Below are 21,877 nucleotides of genomic sequence, written 5' to 3'. Positions count from 1 at the left end.
CTGAAAATGCTCAGAATGTCGATAACCAAGTTCTTTAGTATGCAGAACGTTGTCCAACTTGCTTTCCTCCCTTTTGCAAAATAAACAAAAAGAACGGGCCACCAAGGAATGATAGCAGAATACCAACAGGCAGCTCAATCGGATCGAACCAGCTTCTTGCAATGGCATCCGCTATAACAACGAGCAGTCCACCACCAAGCGCCGAGATTGGCAGCAAGAAGCGATAGTCATTTCCGACAAGCAGACGGACGATATGAGGAACGACAAGACCGACAAAACCAATTAACCCTGAAACACTTACGGCAATTCCCGACAACAACGTACTCAGTACAATTAAGAAGAAACGGCTGCGCTCCACTTTATGACCGATCAGCTTTGCAACTTCATCCCCCAACATTAGAATACGCACATGTTTAACCGCAAATACCGATAATCCAAGAGCAATGACCGCATAATAAATGATCATATTAAACTGCGACCAGCTTACGCCGGATATCCCACCTGCAAGCCAGGGCAGTACGGACTGAACACGATCACTATAAAGAAGCATAAGCGCTGACATACTCGCTCCAATGACGGCATTAATCGAAATACCGACTAATATAATCCGACCTGGTGACGCCCCCTTGTTCCATGCCAATCCATAAATCACAAATGCCGTTACACATGCTCCAACAAATGCAGCTAGGGGCAGAAAAATCGTATACTCCGGGAACACGACCATAACGAGCGTTGCCATAAGCCCTGCCCCGGATGATACACCAATAATGCCAGGGTCAGCAAGCGGATTGCGCATCACGCCTTGCAATAACGAACCCGCAGTTGCCAGACACATGCCCACAATAACCCCCACAAGTACTCTTGGCACGCGTAAATCCCAAATAATCGCACGTGCCATCGATGATTCCTTGTTCCCTATTCCTTTCATAATCTGATCAAAAGAAAAGCTCACAGCGCCGACGATTAACCCATACAAGCAGGCCAGCAGCAGTAAGCAACTCATCAGGATAACGATAAGCCATCGTTTGGAGGTGTTCATCTTATTTGACTACCTTCTGCAAACTTGTGTACATGTAGTCCAATGCTTCTGTGATCTTGGTTCCCGGATTTGCACCGAATAGTTGTGCAGGTAAGATGACGACTCTTCCCGCCTTCACTGCATCGAGATTTTTCCACGCCGCGTTCTTAGACATCTCCTCTTCAAAAGCCTTCTTCACTGCTTCAGGATCCGCATGTGTAATCAAATACACAATATCTGGCTTACTCTCAATAATTCGCTCCACACTTAATGAGGCGTATTGAGGGAAGTCCTTCGCTTTGGGATAATCCGCTGCAACGTTCTCTCCGCCTGCCTTCGCAAGCAAATCGCCCGTTAGCGAGTTCGGAAGTGCAATCATGTAAGAACCAGGTGCACCATATACAAGCAATGCTCTCGCTTTCTTACTAGCTGCTTTCTCGTAGCTGCTCACTTTATCACTAATTTGCTTGTTGATTTCTTTGGCTTGATCTTTTTTATTTAAAATCGTGCCATATAAATCGATGCTCTGTTGAATATCTTTAATGGAATTTGCCGCAGACACGAACACTTTAATCCCTTGTGCTTCAAGGGTTTTCATATCTTTTTCAATACCTGAGCCTGCAATTAACAACTCCGGCTTTATACTTACAATCTTCTCTATACTCACTTGATGCGCGCTACCGATTTCTACTGCGGACTTTAACTCCTCTGCTGGTAGCGGTGATTTGGAAGTGGGACGGCCTACGATCTTACCACCCAGCTTATGTATGATTTCCATATCCCCAGAACTAAGGGAAGCGATCGTCTGAGGTGTCTTTTCCAACGAAATCTCGCGATTTGCGAAATCTTTAACCTTCAAGCCTACTTGCCCTGCTGTTGGTACGGGTGTACTCGTAACTGGTGCTATGGTTGCAGGAACTTGTGTAGATGAAGCATTTTTAGCTGTTTCTTTCCCACAACCTGCTGCTGTTATAACAATTGATGCAACAACGATGAAAATAACGAACTGTTTTCTCACTTGCTGACCACTCCTTAATTAATAATGATAATCATTATCATATAATTACTTATTCATCTTAATTGATATTGATTCTCATTGTCAATAAGGTGTTTGCTTTTTTATCCAAAAAAAAGACGATAGCATGGTCTGCTACCGCCTGTTATTACGCTATATACTGACTACTCATCCATCGTATATTGGATCTTCTGCTTCGCCGCATGACGCTCAAGAGCAAGACGAATTAAATCGTCAAGCAGTTCGCCATAAGACTTCCCCGTTTCTTTCCACAAGAGCGGATACATGGAGAATGGCGTAAATCCTGGCATGGTGTTGATCTCATTAATCATGACAGCCTGATCTTCTCTTCGCACGAAAAAGTCCACACGAGACAACCCTGAGCCATCTACTGCTTGAAATGCACGAATCGCCATCTCCCGCAATTCACTCGCTAATTCAGCAGGGATCTCTGCAGGAATAATCATCGTAGATTTACCATCCACATACTTCGCTTTATAGTCATAGTATTCACTCGAAGACACGATTTCGCCTGGTACCGAAGCCTGAGGCTCATCATTACCGAGAACAGCCACTTCTATCTCACGAGCATCAATATTTTCTTCCACAATGACCTTACGATCAAAGCGAAGCGCATATTCAACAGCTTGAATCAGCTCATCACGATTATTCGCCTTCGTAATACCTACAGAGGAGCCTAAATTCGCAGGTTTTACGAAGCTTGGATAGCCAATGGAAATCTCCGTTTCCATAATGAGATCACTTTGCGCTTTCTCCCACTGACTTCTTGTAAAATGACGATACACACACTGCGGCAAGCCTTCTGCGGCAAATGCTTTTTTCATAAACACTTTATCCATACCCACAGCAGAAGCAAGAACCCCCGCTCCAACGTAAGGCATATTGGCCATCTCTAGCAATCCTTGAATGGTACCATCTTCTCCGAACGTTCCGTGAAGCAGCGGGAAAAACACATCAAGGGTATCCTCACCTGCTGCCTGACTCTGAGAAACAGTTGAAGATACACTAGAAACTTGCACCTTCTCTTCGGTCTGAAGACCACTAAAGATCGATGCCATTGCCTTCGCACTTGAAGCTGTTGGGCTGGCTAGGGCAAGTGGAGATTCAGGTGGGCTTAATAAAGGCGTTCCTTTTTTCCATTCCCCTTGCTTCGTTATATAAAAAGGTATAATTTCGTATTTATCATAGTTCATTGCTTGCGATACAGCGAACGCCGTTTGCAAAGAAACTTCATGTTCACCAGATTTACCACCATAAATAAGTCCAACTCTTGTTTTCGTAGTCATATTATCCCCCTAAATGTTTACGTAGTTAATGACTACGTAAACCCTTGCTATGTCTCCATGATATCATCGATATGTACCAAAGCATATCTCGTGTTTGCTGTCCATGCATATGAATCACGATACGCCCAGAAGCGATGTCTGCTATTGTTCGTATGTGCATTAACAAGCGGCATGCCGTAATCATCTTTGGCTACGACGACTGTTGAGTGGGTGTATTTCCCATCCCCTTCCCAGTCATACGAAATCATATCACCAATGTCCAGCTCTCTCGGAGAGGATACGATTTTCCCCCGTAAACCTTTATTACTATGAGGCACATAGGACTCAAGCGCATTCGCGACAGCCCATGAGAAGCTCCACAGCTCTTGGTTATAGTTTTTTCCGACATACCACCAGCCTTGATCCCTTTTCCCAGTATAGTTCATTGGCGCTCCCCCTGCAAAGAGACATTGGGAGACAAAATTCGTGCAATCCACCTCAAATTTAAGATAAGCGGGATTGTAAGAATCCCACCATCTTTCTGCATACTGAGCTACTTTGTCACGACTATACGACACTCGGCTTGGATAAACGTCAAAACCTCGTTTTAGTATACTATAGTTATAAAAAGGAAGCGATGGTGCTGTCTGACCCTCTTCCTCTAATACATGTCTAGTGGCATCCATTTCTGACTGAGGATGTTCGATGCGCGTTATCCACCATCTATTCTGGAAATAATGCATGGTAATACGTTCATAAGTCACACGTTCTTCGGTATACTGACCCCGAGGTGAGTCATACATCAGCACATGGTTCAGCACAATTTGCGCGATTACACTATCTTTTAGAATCTCAGCATCCGTAATGCGGAGCTTGACTTCCCCAGAATAGGGCCACACATTGCGCTCACGTGCCATTTCATGCAAACCGTGCTGCATGGAGTGTTCACGCCTAATATAGGATTCGTCAGCAATATAATCCGTTAGCCTATCTGCCGAAAACTCGATACAGATTTGGTTTTTACTCTGTACATAGCCATAAAGCGTATGTGTCCATGACATCTTCGAATCCCCTCCATGCAACTTACTCGAAAGACGGCTCAATTCCATTCAATATATGAAAAAATTGCGAAAAAAATGATAGAAATCATCTTTACGCACAGTGCCACAGCGAGTATACTTAATGTAGAGCAAATTATGAAATCACGTTTCATACAGTGAAACACAATGAAAGTTTGCAGAATGACCTATCTCAAGGAGGCAACCCATCATGGCGAAAAACGATCATTTTTCCGTTCGTAAAGAGCTTCAAGTCGGAAACAAGCCTTACCATTATTACAGCTTACAAAGCTTCGAGGAGCAAGGTAACGGTTCGATTGCAAACCTGCCTTTTTCCATTAAAGTGTTGCTTGAAGCAGCTATTCGTCAATATGACGGCAGAGCAATTACCCCTGAACACGTAAAACAAATCGCAGGCTGGGCGGAAGGCCGCGATGATAACAAAGAAATTCCGTTCATCCCAGCACGTATCGTTCTTCAGGACTTTACAGGCGTGCCGGTTGTCGTTGATCTTGCTGCAATGCGTGATACAACAGCACGCAGCGGTGGAGATCCGAAGCGCATTAATCCACTTGTTCCCGTTGATCTTGTAATCGACCACTCTGTAATGGTTGACGCGTTCGGATCCAAAGACGCATTAGACTACAACATGAATGTAGAGTTTGAGCGTAATGAAGAGCGTTACCGTTTCCTTCGTTGGGCACAAACTGCATTCAATAACTTCCGTGCCGTTCCACCAGCAACAGGTATCGTTCACCAAGTCAACTTGGAGTACCTTGCTTCCGTAGCTGCTACGAAAGTAATCGATGGTGACACAGTTGTGTACCCAGATTCCCTTGTAGGTACGGACTCTCATACAACAATGATTAATGGTCTTGGTGTTGTGGGCTGGGGTGTTGGCGGTATTGAAGCTGAAGCAGGTATGCTTGGACAACCTCTTTACTTCGTTGCACCTGAAGTTATCGGCTTCAAGCTAACTGGACAATTGCCAGAAGGCTCCACAGCAACTGACTTAGCACTAACCGTTACACAAATGCTTCGTAAGAAAGGTGTAGTTGGTAAGTTCGTTGAGTTCTTTGGACCAGGACTTAGCAACATCTCCCTAGCTGACCGTGCAACAGTTGCGAACATGGCACCTGAATATGGCGCAACGATTGGATTCTTCCCAGTGGATAGCGAGACACTTAGCTACTTGAAATCAACAGGACGTGAAGAAGAGCAAATCGCCCTTGTTGAGGCTTACTATAAAGAGCAAGGTATGTTCCGTACGGATGCAACTCCAGATCCTATTTTTACAGATAAAGTTGAACTCGATCTTTCCACAGTCGTACCGAGCTTAGCTGGACCTAAACGTCCACAAGACCGCGTTGAATTGACTGAAATGAAACAATCCTGGAACTCCATCATCCGCACACCAATCGATAAAGGCGGCTACGGCTTGTCTGATGAGAAAATAGCGGAAGAAGTTCCAGTTACACATGCAAATGGCGTAACAGAGAAAATGAAAGCAGGCGCGGTTGTTATCGCTGCAATCACTTCTTGTACGAACACTTCCAACCCAAGCGTAATGCTAGGCGCTGGTATTCTTGCGAAAAAAGCAGTAGCACGTGGACTTAAAAAACCTGCTTATGTGAAAAGTTCCTTAACACCAGGTTCCCTTGTTGTTACGGAGTACTTGAACAAATCAGGCTTGATGGATTCTTTAGAAGACCTTGGATTCCACGTAGCTGGCTACGGCTGTGCAACATGTATTGGTAACTCCGGTCCATTGCCAGACGAAGTAAACCAAGCGATCGCTGACAATGATATGACAGTTGCGGCTGTTCTCTCTGGTAACCGTAACTTTGAAGGTCGTGTGCATGCACAGGTAAAAGCAAACTACCTGGCTTCCCCGCCACTTGTTGTAGCTTACGCAATCGCTGGAACAGTGAACATTGACTTGTCCACGGAGCCGCTTGGTTATGATTCCAATAACCAGCCTGTATTCTTGAAAGACATCTGGCCAACTAAAGCGGAAATTGATGCGGCAATGGGTCATGCCATGAATGCAGATATGTACCGTGAAAAATATAATGATGTATTCCGTGCAAATGAGCGTTGGAATGCAATCGATGTACCGGAAGGCGAATTGTACGCTTGGGATAAAAAATCCACTTACATTCAAGAGCCTCCATTCTTTACAAACCTAAGCCCTGAGCTTACAGACATTGCAGAAATTCGTGGCGCGAAAACTCTTGCCTTACTAGGTGATTCCGTAACGACTGACCACATTTCCCCTGCGGGTAACATCAAAGCTGACAGCCCTGCTGGCGAATACTTGATCGAGAACGGCGTGAAGCGTCAAGACTTCAACTCCTATGGCTCCCGCCGTGGTAACCATGAAGTGATGATGCGCGGTACGTTCGCGAATATCCGTATCCGTAATGCCGTAGCTCCAGGAACTGAAGGTGGCGTAACGACTTACCTACCAACGGGTGAAGTGATGTCCATCTATGATGCTTCCATGAAGTATCAAGCAAGCGGTACGCCACTTGTTGTTATCGCAGGTAAAGAATACGGTACAGGTTCTTCCCGTGACTGGGCAGCTAAAGGTACATTCTTACTTGGCGTGAAAGCTGTTATTGCGGAGAGCTTCGAGCGTATTCACCGTTCCAACCTTGTGGGTATGGGCGTTCTTCCTCTTCAATTTACAAATGGCGATTCTTGGAAATCCCTTGGCTTGACTGGTCGTGAAACATTCGACATCGCTGGCCTAAGCAATGATGTACAACCAGGTGAAACAATGAAAGTTGTTGCAACTCGTGAAGACGGTACAACACTTGAATTCAACACGGTGAATCGTCTTGACTCCATGGTTGACGTCGATTACTACCACAACAGCGGTATTTTACAGACGGTATTGCGTCAAATTATGGCTGAATAATCGCATAGATATGAAAAGCCCCGATCATCTGCGGATTTATCCGAGATGAATCGGGGCTTTCCTTGTTAAAATACGAAGTGAGTAAAAAGTAAAAACATAGAAAAAAGAAGCAACTGGAGGAGCGAAGCATTCGCCTTTGAAATCGTGAAAATACCTCATAAACAATTCATAAATTCACGATTTCAACAGCGACCTGATAGGTTTTCCTTAGGAAAACCTGCTTCGTAAGCATATGCTTAGTGCTTCTTTTTTCGTAGTGACCAGACTTTTTGTGAACGTTCCTACAACTTAATCGCCGTAGACTTCGACTCTGCAATGACTTCCTCAGCTGTTACTTCGCGGCCAAGCTGACTCGACATGTAGATCCCCTCACTAATGAGCATCGTTTGCAAAGAAATCTCCGCCGTAGGCAGCATCGGCACACGTTCTTGTATTGCCGCAATAAGATGGTGCTGGGAAGAACGATAGGCGTCATAGTCCGCTGACATAAGCTCTCGTCTATTATTGTTGGAATGTACGTCAATCGTACTATCAAGATCCATGTCGCTAACAGTGCTATGGAACGTCATTGGAGTCTGTGGTTGACCACTCTTATAGGCTGGCAGACGAATCCCACCTTCAGACCCGATCACACAACTACCTTCGAACCCTCCAAGGTGAACCGACCAGGCTTCCATAATATCCAGTGATGCTCCTCCATCGAATTTAACAAACCCCAGACCTAGCTCCTCCACATTAAAGCCACTAATCTCTCTACGTTCTGGATCCATGCCCATCTCCTGATAGGTTTGACCTGTAATCGTCCTAATACTCGGTATCCCTAATAAATACAAAATTTGCGAGATATGATAAACGCCCATGTCAAACAATGCCCCGCCACCTGCTGTCTCTTTACGTGTAAAGCTCGGTGTTCCGTAGCCATCGACGTAAGGACGGCCTCGGCGGCGGAATCCATTCGAACGGGCATGATATAACTTTCCTAATTTCCCAGCTTCAATAAGCTCTTTAGCAAGCTTGGTTTCTTTATGGTACAAAGTCGCTATTTGAACGTGCAGCATTTTCCCAGATTGAATGGCCGCGTCAACCATCGCTTTTCCGTCATAGTAAGAACCTGCAATCGGCTTCTCGCAGTATACATGTTTACCCGCTTCAAGCGCAGCAATCGTGACAGGTGCATGGAAATTGTTATGTAAGCACACGTCAATACAATCCAAGTCATCACGCTCAAGCAATTGTCTGAAATCAGTATATACATGAGATATATTATATTTAGCTGCTACTAGTTTCACTTCAGCCTCGTTAATATCACAAACAGCAACAACTTCTGCCCCAGGAATATTCGCATACTCATCCAAATGCATTTTACCAATTAGTCCAACACCGATTAGTCCGATTCTGACTGTCTTCACGATATGTGCCTCCTTCAATACTAGATGGAACAGATTACTTAATACCACCTTCAATATACCATGTGAATGACTCCAATTGCACAAACATTCTCTAATAAATAATTTATAGAAATAACTATCAATATATTGTAATTAATTGTAAAATGTATAAAATATAAACTAGATATAGCATTATTCATATTACATCAAACCTACTAAGATAAGGAAAATAATATGTTGAAAGACGTGCTTATCCAGTTTAGCTTAGTCACGATTTCACTTTATTTATATGAGTATTGCTTCGTGAAGCTCAAACCGAAACATCCCCATCTGAATCACGTCCTACTCGGAATTGCCTGTGGCATTTCAGCTTCGTTATGCATGCTTTTCCCTTTATATACGGTAGGTGGGATCATCTTGGATCTTCGTTTCATTCCAATCATCATTTGCATGCTTTATGGCGGGCTTAGAGCCTGCGTAATCGGATGTGTACTTATGATCTTCACCCGCATCTTGGTCGGAGGCGATGCCTTATTACTCGCTTTTACATGCATGATCATATTAGTCCCTCTTGTATTCATCTATAAAGCGCATTATCAACGTGCACTCCCTTATCGCCGCAAATGGATCATCCACCTTGTGTCGAATACGGTCATGTTTCTTATTATTATTTCCAGCCTATTCTATCTAGATCTATTAAATACTTACTATGATAAGCTGGATTTTCTAAGACATTTCATCATTTTTTTTGTTGCAACTAACATTACAGTACATATCTGCATCATTTTCATGGAAAATATTTATGAACGCATGTACTTACGAATATCTATTGAACACTCCGATAAAATGCATACGATTAGTGAAATTGCAGCATCTGTCGCACATGAAGTGCGTAACCCTCTTACGGTAATGAAAGGCTTTCTGCAATTAATGAAGCGCGATGCACAGGCCCAACATCTCCAGTATATGAATCTGGTTCTTTCTGAGCTCGACCGAGCAGAATTTATCATTACTGACTACTTAAACTTCGCCAAACTATCCGGTGATGATAAAATTGAACCACTCCATTTAAATACACATCTGATGGAGACTGTACAGGTCATGACAGCCTATGGCTTACTGCAGCGGGTTGAAATACAAGTCCTATCTGAGCCGGATCTCTTCCTATTGGGTGATCGTGCAAAGTTGAAGCAAATATTGATGAATATCCTGAAGAATGCAATCGAAGCAAGCCATTATGGCGACATGATTATGGTATCAGCAAGCATCGATAATGAGAGGATTGTTATTAAAGTGACAGACACAGGGGAAGGGATGTCCAAAGAACAGCTTCTTTCCATCGGTAAAGCATTCTATTCCACTAAGACAACGGGAACGGGTCTTGGGGTTATGGTTACATTCCGACTTGTCACAGAGATGGAGGGGACGATTCATTTTGACAGTCAAATTGGAAAAGGCACCATCGTAACTCTGTCCTTCCCAGCTATAAAATAGAGGTAGCCCCTAAGCAGGAGCTACCTCTATTTCTACTCACCCTCGATTATCGTCTTTTGGATACCACGGATTTAAGTGAACAAGTACTTCATCCACTTCTGGGTAAGCCATCATAATACTGTTCTTCATCACACGAATAACATCGTGGCCTTCCTGAATGCTTAACGTTCCTAGCACACTAACTCGTGCATCAACCAGCGTATAGTGACCATGCTCGCGTGCACGAAGACGATCAATCCTTTTAACCTCAGGTACGGAACTAATCAATGCAGCAAATGCATCCAGTTCCTCTGGTGCCACGGACTTCTCCATTAGAATATCGTACGATTCCTTCCCCATCTCCCAAGCCAGTTTTAATACGAGAAAAGAAACGATAAGTCCCGCAATGGGGTCCCCGTAAGCAAGGATCGGAATATGATAGAAGTCGCCTAAAAGCCCAATCCCAATACCCGCAGCTGCTGCAATAGAAGCATAAACATCTGCAAGATGATCATAAGCCGTTGCAATGAGTCCCTTGGAATTCGCTTCTCGTCCTACACGCATGGTATAAACGTACAATACCTGTTTGATTATTAAAGATACGATGGCAGCAATAAAGGCGATAATATGTACACTTGGCGCAGGTCCAAAGAATGCATCAACGGCATGGAAGCCCATATAAACTGCAGCTAATCCGAGGATAATCGCGACCATGAAAGCGCCAAGCACTTCTGCCTTCCCATGTCCATAAGGATGATCATCGTCCGCTGGCTTATTCGATACTCGCATTGCACTATAAGCAGTCGCAACTGCGATCACATCGCCCGCATTATGAATACCATCTGCAATTAATACTTGCGATTGAAACAAAAAACCGACAATCAGTTTCATACCCGTTAACACAATATTAGCTAGGAGTGAAATCCAAACTGCGATGAGTGATGAGCGGCTTTGTACAGACATAAGGATCCCTCCTTCATGTTTAGTATAGCCGCTGACGGGATAATAATGCCATACCTATAGCATTATTCTTTAACTGCCCCGGCAACAATACCTGCAAAAATGTACTTTTGAAAGATCAGATAAATAAGCAATGTCGGCAGCATAACAACTACAATTGCCGCACTCAAGTATTCCCATGCCCCGAATTTCGAACTGCTAAAATACATCAATGTCGTCGTTAAGGTTCGCAGCTTCTCCGAAGGCATATACAAGTACGGTACGTACATATCATTGATGACATCAACAGCCTTAATAATCGCCAGTGTAGCTGTAGCGGGTGCCATGAGCGGGAATACAATTTTCCAAAAAACAGTAAAATAATTCCCTCCGTCAATCAACGCACTCTCATCTAACGAGCGAGGGATCTTCTCCATAAATTGAAAATAAATATACAGCTGCATCAGATTTGCTGCCGCATAGATCACAATGGGTGCCCAGATCGTATTGTACAGATGCAAGTTCTTAATGACTGTGAATCTTGAGATTTCCGTGATCATCGCAGGCATAATCATTCCGACTACGAATAAACCGAGTATGACTTTTTTTAATTTAAAATCAAAGCGATTCAAACAATAAGCCGTCATCGCACTCAATAACGCATTGACCACGACACTTACCACGACAAGAATCATAGAGTTTAAAAAGCCGGTAAATATATTACCTTGTGTAAATACGATTTTATAATTGTCCAAATTGAACTCTGAGGGCGGTCGTAACGAAAATTCTAAACCGATCTGAACCGAAGTTTTAAAAGAAGAAAAGATGGCAATCAGCAGCGGGATAACAACAATCACACAGATTGCTGCAAGCAAGACATACCTAGCAGCAAGACTAAAAAACCGCGTGCGATTAAATGAAATGGCAGGTGTGTTCCGATTAAGTCCAACATCTACCTTCATTCTTCACCCACTCCTTTCGTTCTTAACGCCCGATTCTGAATCCAGTTCAATATGATAATAAAGAACAACATCGTAATTCCCATCGTAGAAGCCATTCCAAAACTGTTAAACTTAAAGGCAGTCTCTAGCGTGTAGAGTGTAAACGTACTGCTATCGTGACCAGGTCCACCTTGCGTCATAATATAAGGAATATCGAACACTTGCAGCGCACCATTAACATTAAGGAACAATAAGATTTGCAGGACACGCATAACGCCTGGAATCATAATGTACTTAAATCTCTGGATAACCGTGGCACCATCGATCATCGCAGCTTCAATCTGATCCCGCGGAATCGATTGTAGACCTGCGAGAAATAAAATGATGTGAAAGCCACTAAACCGCCATAAGGACACAATCACCAAGCTGAAATTGACGACATGTTCATTCGTTAACCAACCTGTAATGAGAGAATCAAGACCTAGCATCTCTAGAATGCCGTTCAATCCACCATTCATCGGACTGTAAAAGAAAGCGAAAATATACGAAATGGCAACCCCATTAATAATATAGGGCATGAATACCATTGTCTTAAAAAATTTACTGGCGCGAATCTTACTATCAAGCACAATAGCTATCATTAATTCAATCGGTATAAAAATCAAATGTGCAATAAAATAAATCAAATTGTTCTTCAGTGAAAGCCAAATATCAGCTGATTCTGTAAATACCTTAACGAAATTACTTATTCCAACATAATTTTGCGTCTTACTCAGACCATCCCAGTCTGTAAGGCTAATTCGAAACAATTCGAATGTCGGATAAATAACGAATAAGATAAGCAGAATGACCGGGATAAACAAGAAAGTAATAAGCAATAACGTTTTTTGCCTAGCTAGTGTAAGCATGATCCTGTCCGCCTCCTCGAAATAAAGCATGCATGACGTATGTACACACTAATAATAGCGCTTACAACTAGCGGAATTAATGATGTATTTTTCGGTTAACATGATATATCATTGGATTCCCGGCATCGATTCGCATTGCTTAAAATGTGCAGGTGAAAAGCCCGTTACTTTTTTGAATACACGGCTAAAATGCTCCGTATTCGTATACCCCACTTTCTCCGCAATTTCATACACCTTCATATTCGTCGTCGCAATAAGCTCCTTCGCCCGCTCTACCCGAGTCTTGGTCAGAAAATCGGTAAAAGTCCCTCCGGTTTCCTTGGAGAACATATGACTGAAATGACTCTCACTTAATTCCACAAAATCACTAACCATCTTCAAGGTTAAGTCTTCACAATAATTCGCTCTGATAAATTGCTGGGCGCGGTTAACAGCACTAATGATTGTCGTATCTTTACGAGTTTTCATGAACGTAATAATATTCACTGTCATGTCACGCATAGACATATGTATCTCTTCACATGTCTCAAATTTCGTCATCGTATAATACAACTGCTTTGCGATCCGATTCATTTCTTCCGCTTCTTCTCCTAGATCATAAATATATCGCATTACGATAAATTGCAGTTCCCTATATTGCCCATACAAATCATCGATTTGATCTGACATCGTCTGAACAATAATCGAGAATAAGTGTTCAAGTTCGAGTAATGCCTGATCTTGATCTGCATCTTTTAAAGCTTGGATATATGCAGCTTCCTTACCTGAAAGTCGAGTACTTGCCGTTCCAACAAAGGCTGCTGCATGCTCTGGAAAAATAAGCCTTGATTTCCCAAAAATAAAGCGAAGACTGGCATGTTTCTGCGCCTGTGTAAACAGAGATTGAATTTGTTCAAAGCCTGTGCGCACATCACTAATTCCGATTGAAACACTAATATTCATGTAATGCTTTAAATTGGAAGCGATTTGGGATAACAATTCCGTCAGCGCATGTCGGATTTGACTAAGTCCGGTACTCGGCAGTGAGACAACACAGGCATACTGCTGCTTCGTTAGATGAAAGGCTTCTCCCACATTGGCCTCATCCAAACATTGATACATAATATTCAGAACGGTCGTCTCGAACGTTTTCTGTGTCGGTTCATCATATTTATCCGTTATTGCATCATAGTCATCAATCCAGATGTAGCAGACAATAAGATTACGTGATGTCAAACGAATCTGCTGCTCTTCGATCTTCTCTTGCATTTCCGAAGTCCATTTGCTGCTCGTCATTTGCTTGAACACATGCTCTTTAGACAATTTATTAACACTCGGTGGGTAATGAATACTTTGACGCTCATAGCTTTTGGCTTCCAACTTGATTTTCATTTCTTTCAGTAAATGAATCATATGATCGGAGTCCATCTCATTTTTCAACATGTAATCGGACGTTTGTAATTTAAGGGCTTGCCGAACTAACACATAATCATCATACGCACTTAGAATGATAATCTGCGGAGAGAGCCCCAAATTCCGGATCTCTTTGATCATCTGCAGACCATCCATAATAGGCATATTAATATCCGTAATCACAACATCAATGTCTGGATGCTGCTTCAGGATATCCAAACCCTGCTTGCCGTTAGACGCTTCGTATGTATAATCAAAGCCATACTCGTTCCAGTTAATTAATGACTTCAGTGCCACTTTGACAATGTGCTCATCTTCCACAATTAACATTTTATACATGCGGATTCTCCTCGCCTTCATTCATAATGATCGGTAGATACATCTGAACCCGTGTGAATTGATCAATGACACTCTCAACTTCAAGTCCATATTGCTGACCATAGTTCAGCTTGATACGCTGATCTACATTCCGCATTCCAATGCTGTTAAAGCCGTATTTAATCCGACTGCCACGAGCCATTAACTGCTGAAGCTGCTGCTCTGTCATCCCTACCCCATTATCCGTAACCTCAAAATACAATCCCTCACCTTGCTTGTAACCTCGAACGGTAATCATCCCTTTGTGCTCAATTTGATTCACACCGTGTAGGATTGCATTCTCAATAATCGGCTGAAGCAGCATCTTGAGCATCATGTAATCTTGAATCTGATCTTCCATATCGAACTGAACATCAAACTGCTCTCCATATCGAACTTTCATGATGTAGATATAGTTCTCCAAGCTTTCCATTTCTTGTTGAACCGACGCTAGCGTTCCTCCCCTGCCAAAAGAATTCGAGAGTAACTTCGTAAAAGCTTCGATCATCTTTCGGATGCTGTCAACCTTAGCAATCATGGCCATAAGCCGAATTGAATTTAATGTATTTGCAATAAAATGCGGGTTAATCTGCGATTGTAAGGCTTCAATCTCAGCCTGACTTCGCTCTCGTTCCTTCAAGTCTCGCTCTTCCATTAGAAGCTTAATCTCGGTCGTCATTTTGTTAAAGGTATGACTCAGATGACGAATTTCACCATCCCCCTTCAAATCAATTTTGGCATCAAAATTGCCGCGTTCCACATCTTTCATTTTACGAATCAAATCATTAACAGGATTTAATATCCCTCTAAAGAACAAGATAGAAAAGACAAAAAACAGGACAATAATCGCTACTGAAATCAGGATCGAAATACGGAAGACTTTGGAGATATCCTGCGTAATGACTTGATAATCCATCTCGTTCACAATGCTCCAGTTCGTCGTCTCGATCGGGAACGTTGTAATCATCTTCTTACTACCATTTATATCCATTTTAACGGATTTCGCATCCGTACCTAAATACGGCTTAAGTGCATCATAATGGTCAAGCTTTGTACCCATCAGATTCTTATTTTGGCTGACGACAACCGTTCCATTCTCATCCAAAATGAGCATTTCGCCGATCCGATTGTACTTAAAACCCGAGTAAAAAGTATCCAAGTAGCTCGTCTGCAATGCCATATAAATCATCTCTACATCGTTGCGCGCGCCATTGACATCAGGACTAAGCAAGATAGAGAGTAAATATTTATCCTTCGTGTTCTCCGTAATCGTCTTCAGTGCTCCAGGAACGACAGCCCTTCCTTTGTGCTGAAGTGCGGCCCGATAGGGTTGCAGCTCACGAACATCATCTTCGGACAGACTTAACCCACTTTTATAAAAATAATGACCTTGATCTCGGAAAAAGAATATGACAGCCTGTAAATCACTTCGATAGTTAAATAAATAACCAAGTCGTGCGTCAATATCATCCGAGTAATGGAACTTCGTAGATAAATCTTCGGCTCGATTCCAATTCGTCACCAGCTCGACAATTTCATTCTTATTACCGTTGGCAATGCTCGCAGCAGCGAATATTAACCGCTTAATCTCACTCTCAACCGCAAACGAAATCTGCTCCATCGCTTGCAAGTTACGATCAATCGAATTGTTCATTAAAATCTGCGAGTAAACGGTATAAATTAAAAAGTTGATAAAGAAAATGGGGATCACAATGAGCAGGATAAACACTTTTAAATACTTATATGTCAAACCCTTACGTTTGATGGCGCCCACTCTCCTCTTGGTCTATCAGCCTCGTGATATCTTAATTAATTATAATAGATTTATTATTTTAAATAATATAAAAATATAGCGACCGCTATCATTCAGCAGCCACTATATTTGGTGAAATTAATTTGTTATGCGATTACTTGATTTTAGATTTAGCATCTTTCCATTGCTTGTTCATGTCTGTCATCATCTTCTCAAAATCTTTGCCTGCCATCATGTCTTGACCCATTTTCTTCACATCAAATTTAATAGTGGACTCGATTTTCTTGTAGCTCTCGTTCGTGCCAGCATATACAACGTAGTTCAGGTCTATGTTCTCATATGCCGGTTTGAAAGTAGCGCCTAAGTCGATATCTATACCTTTCATCGTTGATGCAATCTTGGACGTTGTCATCAATTTTGTATACCAATCTTTGCTGAAGAACCACTCTAAGAATTCTTTCGCTTCTTGTTGATTTTTGGATGCTTTAGGGATCGTGAAGAATGTATCTACCATTGTGATGGTATTTAATTTATCGGTTTCTTTCTCTCTGACTGGCAGCAAGAATGCACCGATGTCGCTCATGTCACCATTCATCATTTTCTCAACATCGGAGACGAACCATTGACCGGAAGCAATCATAGCACCTTGTTTGGCGCCGAATGCAGCCTTCGCTTGATCCCAACCAATACCAAGTGGGTCTTTACCCATTACTTTGGCATCATACAATTTTTTTATTTTCGCATAGGCTTTGTAGAAGGGTTGATCTTTCGAGAATGGCTCATCTACAGCAGCCATAGAGTTCCATATATGACCGTCGCCCGTTTCAAGTGCTGGCATGAATTCATTGAACGGGTAATCTGGCCATCCATCTTTACCACCCATCAGTAAAGGTGTATATTTCTTGCCGTCTTTAATTTTCTGTGCTGCTTCAATGAATTGATCCCATGTTTTTGGAATTTGAAGGTTATATTCTGCAAATACACTCTTTCTGTACCAGACAAATTCGTTAAAACGGTCTTGCGGAACACCGTAGATTTTACCGTCGATTGCGTAGTCTTTTGCGAACAAATTGTTCTGTGCTGCTTTCAAATCGTCCAGTGGGATGATGTTATCTTTGAAGTTCAAGAGCCAAGATGGTTTCAATGTTAAAATATCTGGAAGCTCATTGGCCGCATTACGAATTTTCATCGTATTCTCGAACTCTGTATCTTTCAGCAGTTCGACCTCGATCGTCACATTCGGCTTCACTTTCTTGTATTCTTCAATCAATTTTAATTTTGCAAAATTATCTTGAGTAACCGTAGACCAAATTGGGAATTTCAATGTAACAGGTTTGGCTGTCGGTGCTTGTGTAGGTTGTTGTGTAGCTGTTGAAGGTGATGCCGCTCCTGGGGTTGCTGTTGCTGCTGTTTCTTCTTTCGAACCGCATGCAGCCAGCCCTGTACCCATCATAACTGCCATTGCTCCGACAAAAAGTTTCTTCGTCACAACTCGTTTTTTCATTTCGTTATCCCCCTAAAAAGAATAAAATCTTTTGTTAAGCACATTCCAATAATAGCGCTTACATGAAATTATCTGTAATGATCTTTTTTTCGATTCCATGATAATTTATTTGATTTGAAATTTAGATCGTGTTTAGGAGTAGAAGTTATCTCTTGGAGGGGATAAATAGGAATCAGACCCTGCGCTTTGTCGGCAAGGTCTGATCCAAAGAAGTGTGGATGTTAGTTGCGATTAAGGCAGCATCGTGCCCATGCGCCGAGCTGCTTCGATGATGATCGGTGCGTACGCCAACATCATCTCCGGTGTCAGGCGATTCGCCGGACCTGACACCGCAAGCGCTGCAGCGAGCTTGCCGCTGCGGCCGAGCACCGGTGCGGCGATTGCCGCTGCACCGGGCTCGCGCTCTTCAAAGGATGTGGCATAGCCCATCCTATGGGTTTCCCGCAGATGTTGCAGATACGAGTCACGGTCGAACCCTGGGGTCGACCGCTGCGCCTCCTGCAGCACCTGCTCTTGCACCGCCTCGTCCGCATAGGCGGTGAGCACTTTGCTTGATGCCCCCACGAAGAGGGGCATCCGAGCCCCAACCGGTGCAACACGCCGGATGGCGTGATTACTTTGCACCGCTTGAATGCGGACGCGTTCCATCCCATCACGCAAGTAAAGAGATACCGTCTCGCCAAGTGAATCACGCAACCGTTCCATTTCTGGCAGCAGAATCACTCCGAGATCATCGCTCTGGGATAGATTCGCTGACAGCTCCCATAAGCTGAATCCCAAGCGATACTTATCGCTGGCAGCGTCTCGTATAAGAAAACCTTTAACTTCTAAAGAAGCAAGCAGCCGGTGAACAGTGCTCTTGTGCAAGTCCACGCGCTGCGAAATCTCCGTCAATGAAAGCTCGTGAACCTGGGTAAAGCATAACAAAATATCCAAGGCCCGCTCTACAGCACGAACCGTTAATTTACCATCTTCCATCCCTTTATCACCTTCAATAAATGTTTCACCATATGAAACACAGTTTCTTATAGTATAACTGAAAATGGAAAGGAACGTAAATAGCAGATTCCCTCAATTAGCCCAATTCCGCCCGATCTTGCAGCGTAACACAGTAATCTTTGGCACCATGCAGTTCGAATAGTACGATCTCATTCTCACCCTCACGCAGCAGTGGAGCCGGTACGTAGAGGGTTTGCTGAGGTCCAACTTCCCAATAACGTCCTAAATTAAACCCATTCACATAAACGACTCCCTTGGTCCATCCCGATAACTTTATGAATGTATCACCCGGTACATCAACTTGGAGATTTCCTCTATAAAAAGTAGGCTGGGCCTGCACATCCGTATTATTTTCGCCAAAATTTAATCGACTTAAATCATTTAATGGCAGCGTATGAATCGTCCAATCGTATAAGAATTGATTCCCTAAGCGTGCGCCTTCTGTAATCCCTTTCTGATCTTTCAGAAACGGACCATAGTTCACTCTGCCCATGTTCTCAACTAAAATTTGCAAGGTCGCCCCACCAGCAGGAATTGCAAGATGGATCTGATCTTGCGGATTCCATCTCTCAATCACACCTAGATATTGACCATCCAAGAAAATGAGGGCACGGTCATGCACGTCCTGCAAGATTAGCTCCGTTTCCTGTCTTGGACCTGATACATGCGTTGTATATAAAATAAAACCGTAGTCCTGGCCAAGCGCTTCCATCGTCTCTGGGCATGTACACTGAATCGGCGATGATAATACATGTAACGAATCAAATAACCCTACTTGCTGCGTGAATGATACCTCCCCATAACACCGCTTCGGCATCTGAACGGGTAGTTTCAACTCAGGTAAATCTACAAATTTGCTAATTACATCACGTACTTTATAAAACTTATCTGTTGGTTCACCAGACTCATCCAATAAGACATCATAATCGTAGCTTGTAATCGTTGGTGCGTATTTATCTGCATAGTTCGCTCCATTATAGAAGCCAAAATTCGTACCTCCATGGAACATATAAAAATTCACCGACGCTCCTGCAGCAAGCATGGCCTCGAATACTTGTGCCACTTCATCAGCATCACGGGTGTGGTGCTCCTTACTCCAATGATCGAACCATCCATTCCAAAATTCCATACACATCAGCGGCTTGTCCGATTGATATTCCTTCAACTTCTCGAATGCTTCCAAGGGTCTGGAGCCGAAGTTAACCGTCTCTAGGACGTCTGGAACCATGCCGCCTTGCAGCATAAAGTCTTCTGGACCATCTGATGTGAACAAAAGAACGTCAATGCCACGCTGAATCATACTTTCTTTCAGATGATTCAGATATTTAATGTCATTGCCATAACTGCCATATTCATTTTCAATTTGCATGGCAATAATCGGACCACCATTCGTGCAAAGCAGTGGAACAAGCTTTGGTAACAACACATCGTAATAAGCATCCACATGGTCTAAGAATGGCTTGTGATAGCAGCGCAAGCGCATACCCGGATCAGCTAGCAGCCATGCCGGCATCCCGCCGAATTCCCACTCTGCACAAATGTATGGACTCGGACGAACGATGACATGAAGCCCCAGATCACCTGCCATTTCAATAAAACGAACCAGATCAGTCATACCCTCAAATTGAAACTCACCTTTTTTCGGCTCATGAATATTCCAAGCTACATACGTCTCAACGGTGTTAAAGCCACATGCCTTGAGCTTTAGTAGTCTATCTTCCCAATACGCAGGTAGTACACGAAAATAATGAATCGCACCCGAAATAAGCTGCACCGGTTTACCATTGCTTACAAAATGTTTACCTTCAATGCCAAATGTGTTCATCTGAGCAACCTTCGACCATGATGCTTCCTTTGCCATTAGGTATTCCCCCCCCTAATTCAGTTCACTTTAAACGATGACTTCATCCTAGCACCAGAAAAGTAAATTCACCATTTCAGATCGTCCTGACTTTTTATATAATTGTAGTTAATTTGCATCTAACAATGTGTGAGCCGAAAGGATAGACGGATGGATAATTTATTTGCGTTACCGAATTTATACAGTGCCATTCGATTACCAGGCATGGAGTATGCCAAACAGCCAGCAGGTTGGACGTATCCGAACCATCGCCATCCCTTCTTCGAAGTTCTATGTTGTGTAGAGGGTGAAATTTATCAATGGGTAAACGGTCAACTCTATGTGCTGTATCCGGGAGATGCCATTATGATCGGATCAGATATGTTTCATCACATGGAAATCAAAGAAAGTTGTTCGTTCTTCGGCTTCCATTTTGATGCGGAACAACACGATATTCATGCCATTTTTCAACTTGCTGTCGATCCTGTCATTCGCCATGCCGAAAACCCGGAACTGATCGATCGCGTACGGCGGTTCTTAACGGAGTTTGGGGAAAGCTTGCAGCAGATGAGTAGAGATGGGGCATTTAAGGACCAAAAAGGTTTCGTTCAACAAGATGACATTCGAATTCAGATGGAGAAATCGATCCAGCTGCTGCACATCCACTCCAGCTTACTTGAGATTATCGGTATTCTAGCAAGCTGGTTTTTAAAGACAAAAGAAGGTAGTTTAACCTTATCGAAAATTAAGCCCTCTCAACTGAAACTTGCTCGTGAAGCTGCTTGTTGGATGGAGGAGCATGTGCTAGAAGACGTTCGTATGAGCCATTTGGCACGGCATCTAAGCGTACACCGTACCCACCTGCATCACTGCTTTAAATGTGTATATGGCATCGCACCGAGTGACTTTCTCCGTCATGTACGCATCCGTGAAGCGAAGCATCTGTTAGTTACTACAGAGTGGAGTATCGAAAAGATAGGACTCACGCTACACTTCTCATCGTCAGCCCACTTCAGTCGTGCATTTCGCGCTGTCGTGGCAATGCCTCCCCTACAATTTCGGCAGCATGCCAAAGGCAAATAA

The 21,877-nt window shown here is 43.1% G+C and carries 16 protein-coding genes; 3 read left to right on the top strand and 13 right to left on the bottom strand.

Going from position 1 to position 21,877, the window contains the following annotated elements:
* Positions 1-34: 34 nt before the first annotated feature.
* From ACSBOP_RS03015 to ACSBOP_RS03000, 4 genes are all read right to left on the bottom strand, one after another.
* Positions 35-1,039 carry a FecCD family ABC transporter permease gene (locus tag ACSBOP_RS03015; protein ID WP_442603017.1) on the bottom strand — a complete coding sequence of 335 codons (1,005 nt, stop codon included), beginning with the start codon at positions 1,037-1,039 and terminating at the stop codon, positions 35-37.
* Between the two features lies 1 nt (position 1,040).
* Positions 1,041-2,036, bottom strand: coding sequence for an ABC transporter substrate-binding protein (locus ACSBOP_RS03010; protein WP_442603016.1), 996 nt, complete (start codon positions 2,034-2,036; stop codon positions 1,041-1,043).
* Between the two features lie 161 nt (positions 2,037-2,197).
* On the bottom strand, positions 2,198-3,340 hold the full coding sequence (locus ACSBOP_RS03005) for a D-alanine--D-alanine ligase (RefSeq protein ID WP_442603015.1): 1,143 nt from the start codon (positions 3,338-3,340) through the stop codon (positions 2,198-2,200).
* Between the two features lie 47 nt (positions 3,341-3,387).
* On the bottom strand, positions 3,388-4,380 hold the full coding sequence (locus tag ACSBOP_RS03000; protein WP_442603014.1) for an amidase domain-containing protein: 993 nt from the start codon (positions 4,378-4,380) through the stop codon (positions 3,388-3,390).
* A gap of 208 nt (positions 4,381-4,588) precedes the next feature.
* Between ACSBOP_RS03000 and acnA the strand changes: the two genes are divergently transcribed.
* The gene (gene acnA / locus ACSBOP_RS02995; protein WP_442603013.1) at positions 4,589-7,300 is read left to right on the top strand and encodes an aconitate hydratase AcnA; all 2,712 of its coding nucleotides are present in this window, start codon (positions 4,589-4,591) and stop codon (positions 7,298-7,300) included.
* Between the two features lie 281 nt (positions 7,301-7,581).
* On the opposite strand, the gene ACSBOP_RS02990 is transcribed toward acnA, so the two are convergent.
* Positions 7,582-8,709, bottom strand: coding sequence for a Gfo/Idh/MocA family protein (locus tag ACSBOP_RS02990; protein ID WP_442603012.1), 1,128 nt, complete (start codon positions 8,707-8,709; stop codon positions 7,582-7,584).
* A gap of 213 nt (positions 8,710-8,922) precedes the next feature.
* Here ACSBOP_RS02990 and ACSBOP_RS02985 point away from each other — a divergent pair, with 213 nt between their 5' ends.
* Positions 8,923-10,182, top strand: a complete 1,260-nt coding sequence (locus ACSBOP_RS02985) for an ATP-binding protein (protein WP_442603011.1) — start codon at positions 8,923-8,925, stop codon at positions 10,180-10,182.
* Between the two features lie 36 nt (positions 10,183-10,218).
* On the opposite strand, the gene ACSBOP_RS02980 is transcribed toward ACSBOP_RS02985, so the two are convergent.
* The 8 genes from ACSBOP_RS02980 to ACSBOP_RS02945 form a co-directional block, all read right to left on the bottom strand.
* Entirely contained in the window at positions 10,219-11,124 is a 906-nt protein-coding gene (locus ACSBOP_RS02980) for a cation diffusion facilitator family transporter (RefSeq protein WP_442603010.1), read from the bottom strand.
* Positions 11,125-11,186: 62 nt separating this feature from the next.
* Positions 11,187-12,062, bottom strand: coding sequence for a carbohydrate ABC transporter permease (locus tag ACSBOP_RS02975; protein ID WP_442603009.1), 876 nt, complete (start codon positions 12,060-12,062; stop codon positions 11,187-11,189).
* Positions 12,059-12,949: a carbohydrate ABC transporter permease gene (locus ACSBOP_RS02970; protein ID WP_442603008.1), complete on the bottom strand. Its 891-nt coding sequence runs from the start codon at positions 12,947-12,949 to the stop codon at positions 12,059-12,061. Before ACSBOP_RS02970 ends, ACSBOP_RS02975 begins: the two co-directional genes overlap by 4 nt.
* Positions 12,950-13,057: 108 nt before the next feature.
* On the bottom strand, positions 13,058-14,680 hold the full coding sequence (locus ACSBOP_RS02965) for a response regulator (protein WP_442603007.1): 1,623 nt from the start codon (positions 14,678-14,680) through the stop codon (positions 13,058-13,060).
* Positions 14,673-16,472, bottom strand: coding sequence for a cache domain-containing sensor histidine kinase (locus ACSBOP_RS02960; protein WP_442603006.1), 1,800 nt, complete (start codon positions 16,470-16,472; stop codon positions 14,673-14,675). The genes ACSBOP_RS02965 and ACSBOP_RS02960 overlap by 8 nt, the downstream gene beginning before the upstream one ends.
* A 133-nt stretch (positions 16,473-16,605) precedes the next feature.
* Positions 16,606-17,955, bottom strand: a complete 1,350-nt coding sequence (locus ACSBOP_RS02955; protein ID WP_442603005.1) for an ABC transporter substrate-binding protein — start codon at positions 17,953-17,955, stop codon at positions 16,606-16,608.
* 231 nt (positions 17,956-18,186) lie between these two features.
* On the bottom strand, positions 18,187-18,933 hold the full coding sequence (locus ACSBOP_RS02950; protein WP_442603004.1) for an IclR family transcriptional regulator: 747 nt from the start codon (positions 18,931-18,933) through the stop codon (positions 18,187-18,189).
* 97 nt (positions 18,934-19,030) lie between these two features.
* On the bottom strand, positions 19,031-20,779 hold the full coding sequence (locus tag ACSBOP_RS02945; RefSeq protein WP_442604352.1) for a glycoside hydrolase family 35 protein: 1,749 nt from the start codon (positions 20,777-20,779) through the stop codon (positions 19,031-19,033).
* A gap of 186 nt (positions 20,780-20,965) precedes the next feature.
* Between ACSBOP_RS02945 and ACSBOP_RS02940 the strand changes: the two genes are divergently transcribed.
* Positions 20,966-21,877: an AraC family transcriptional regulator gene (locus ACSBOP_RS02940; RefSeq protein ID WP_442603003.1), complete on the top strand. Its 912-nt coding sequence runs from the start codon at positions 20,966-20,968 to the stop codon at positions 21,875-21,877.

The organism is Paenibacillus sp. KN14-4R (assembly GCF_052180255.1).
Taxonomy (GTDB): domain Bacteria; phylum Bacillota; class Bacilli; order Paenibacillales; family NBRC-103111; genus Paenibacillus_AM.
Note: the sequence above shows the minus strand (reverse complement) of the source record. Positions and strands in the feature narration are given on the sequence as shown.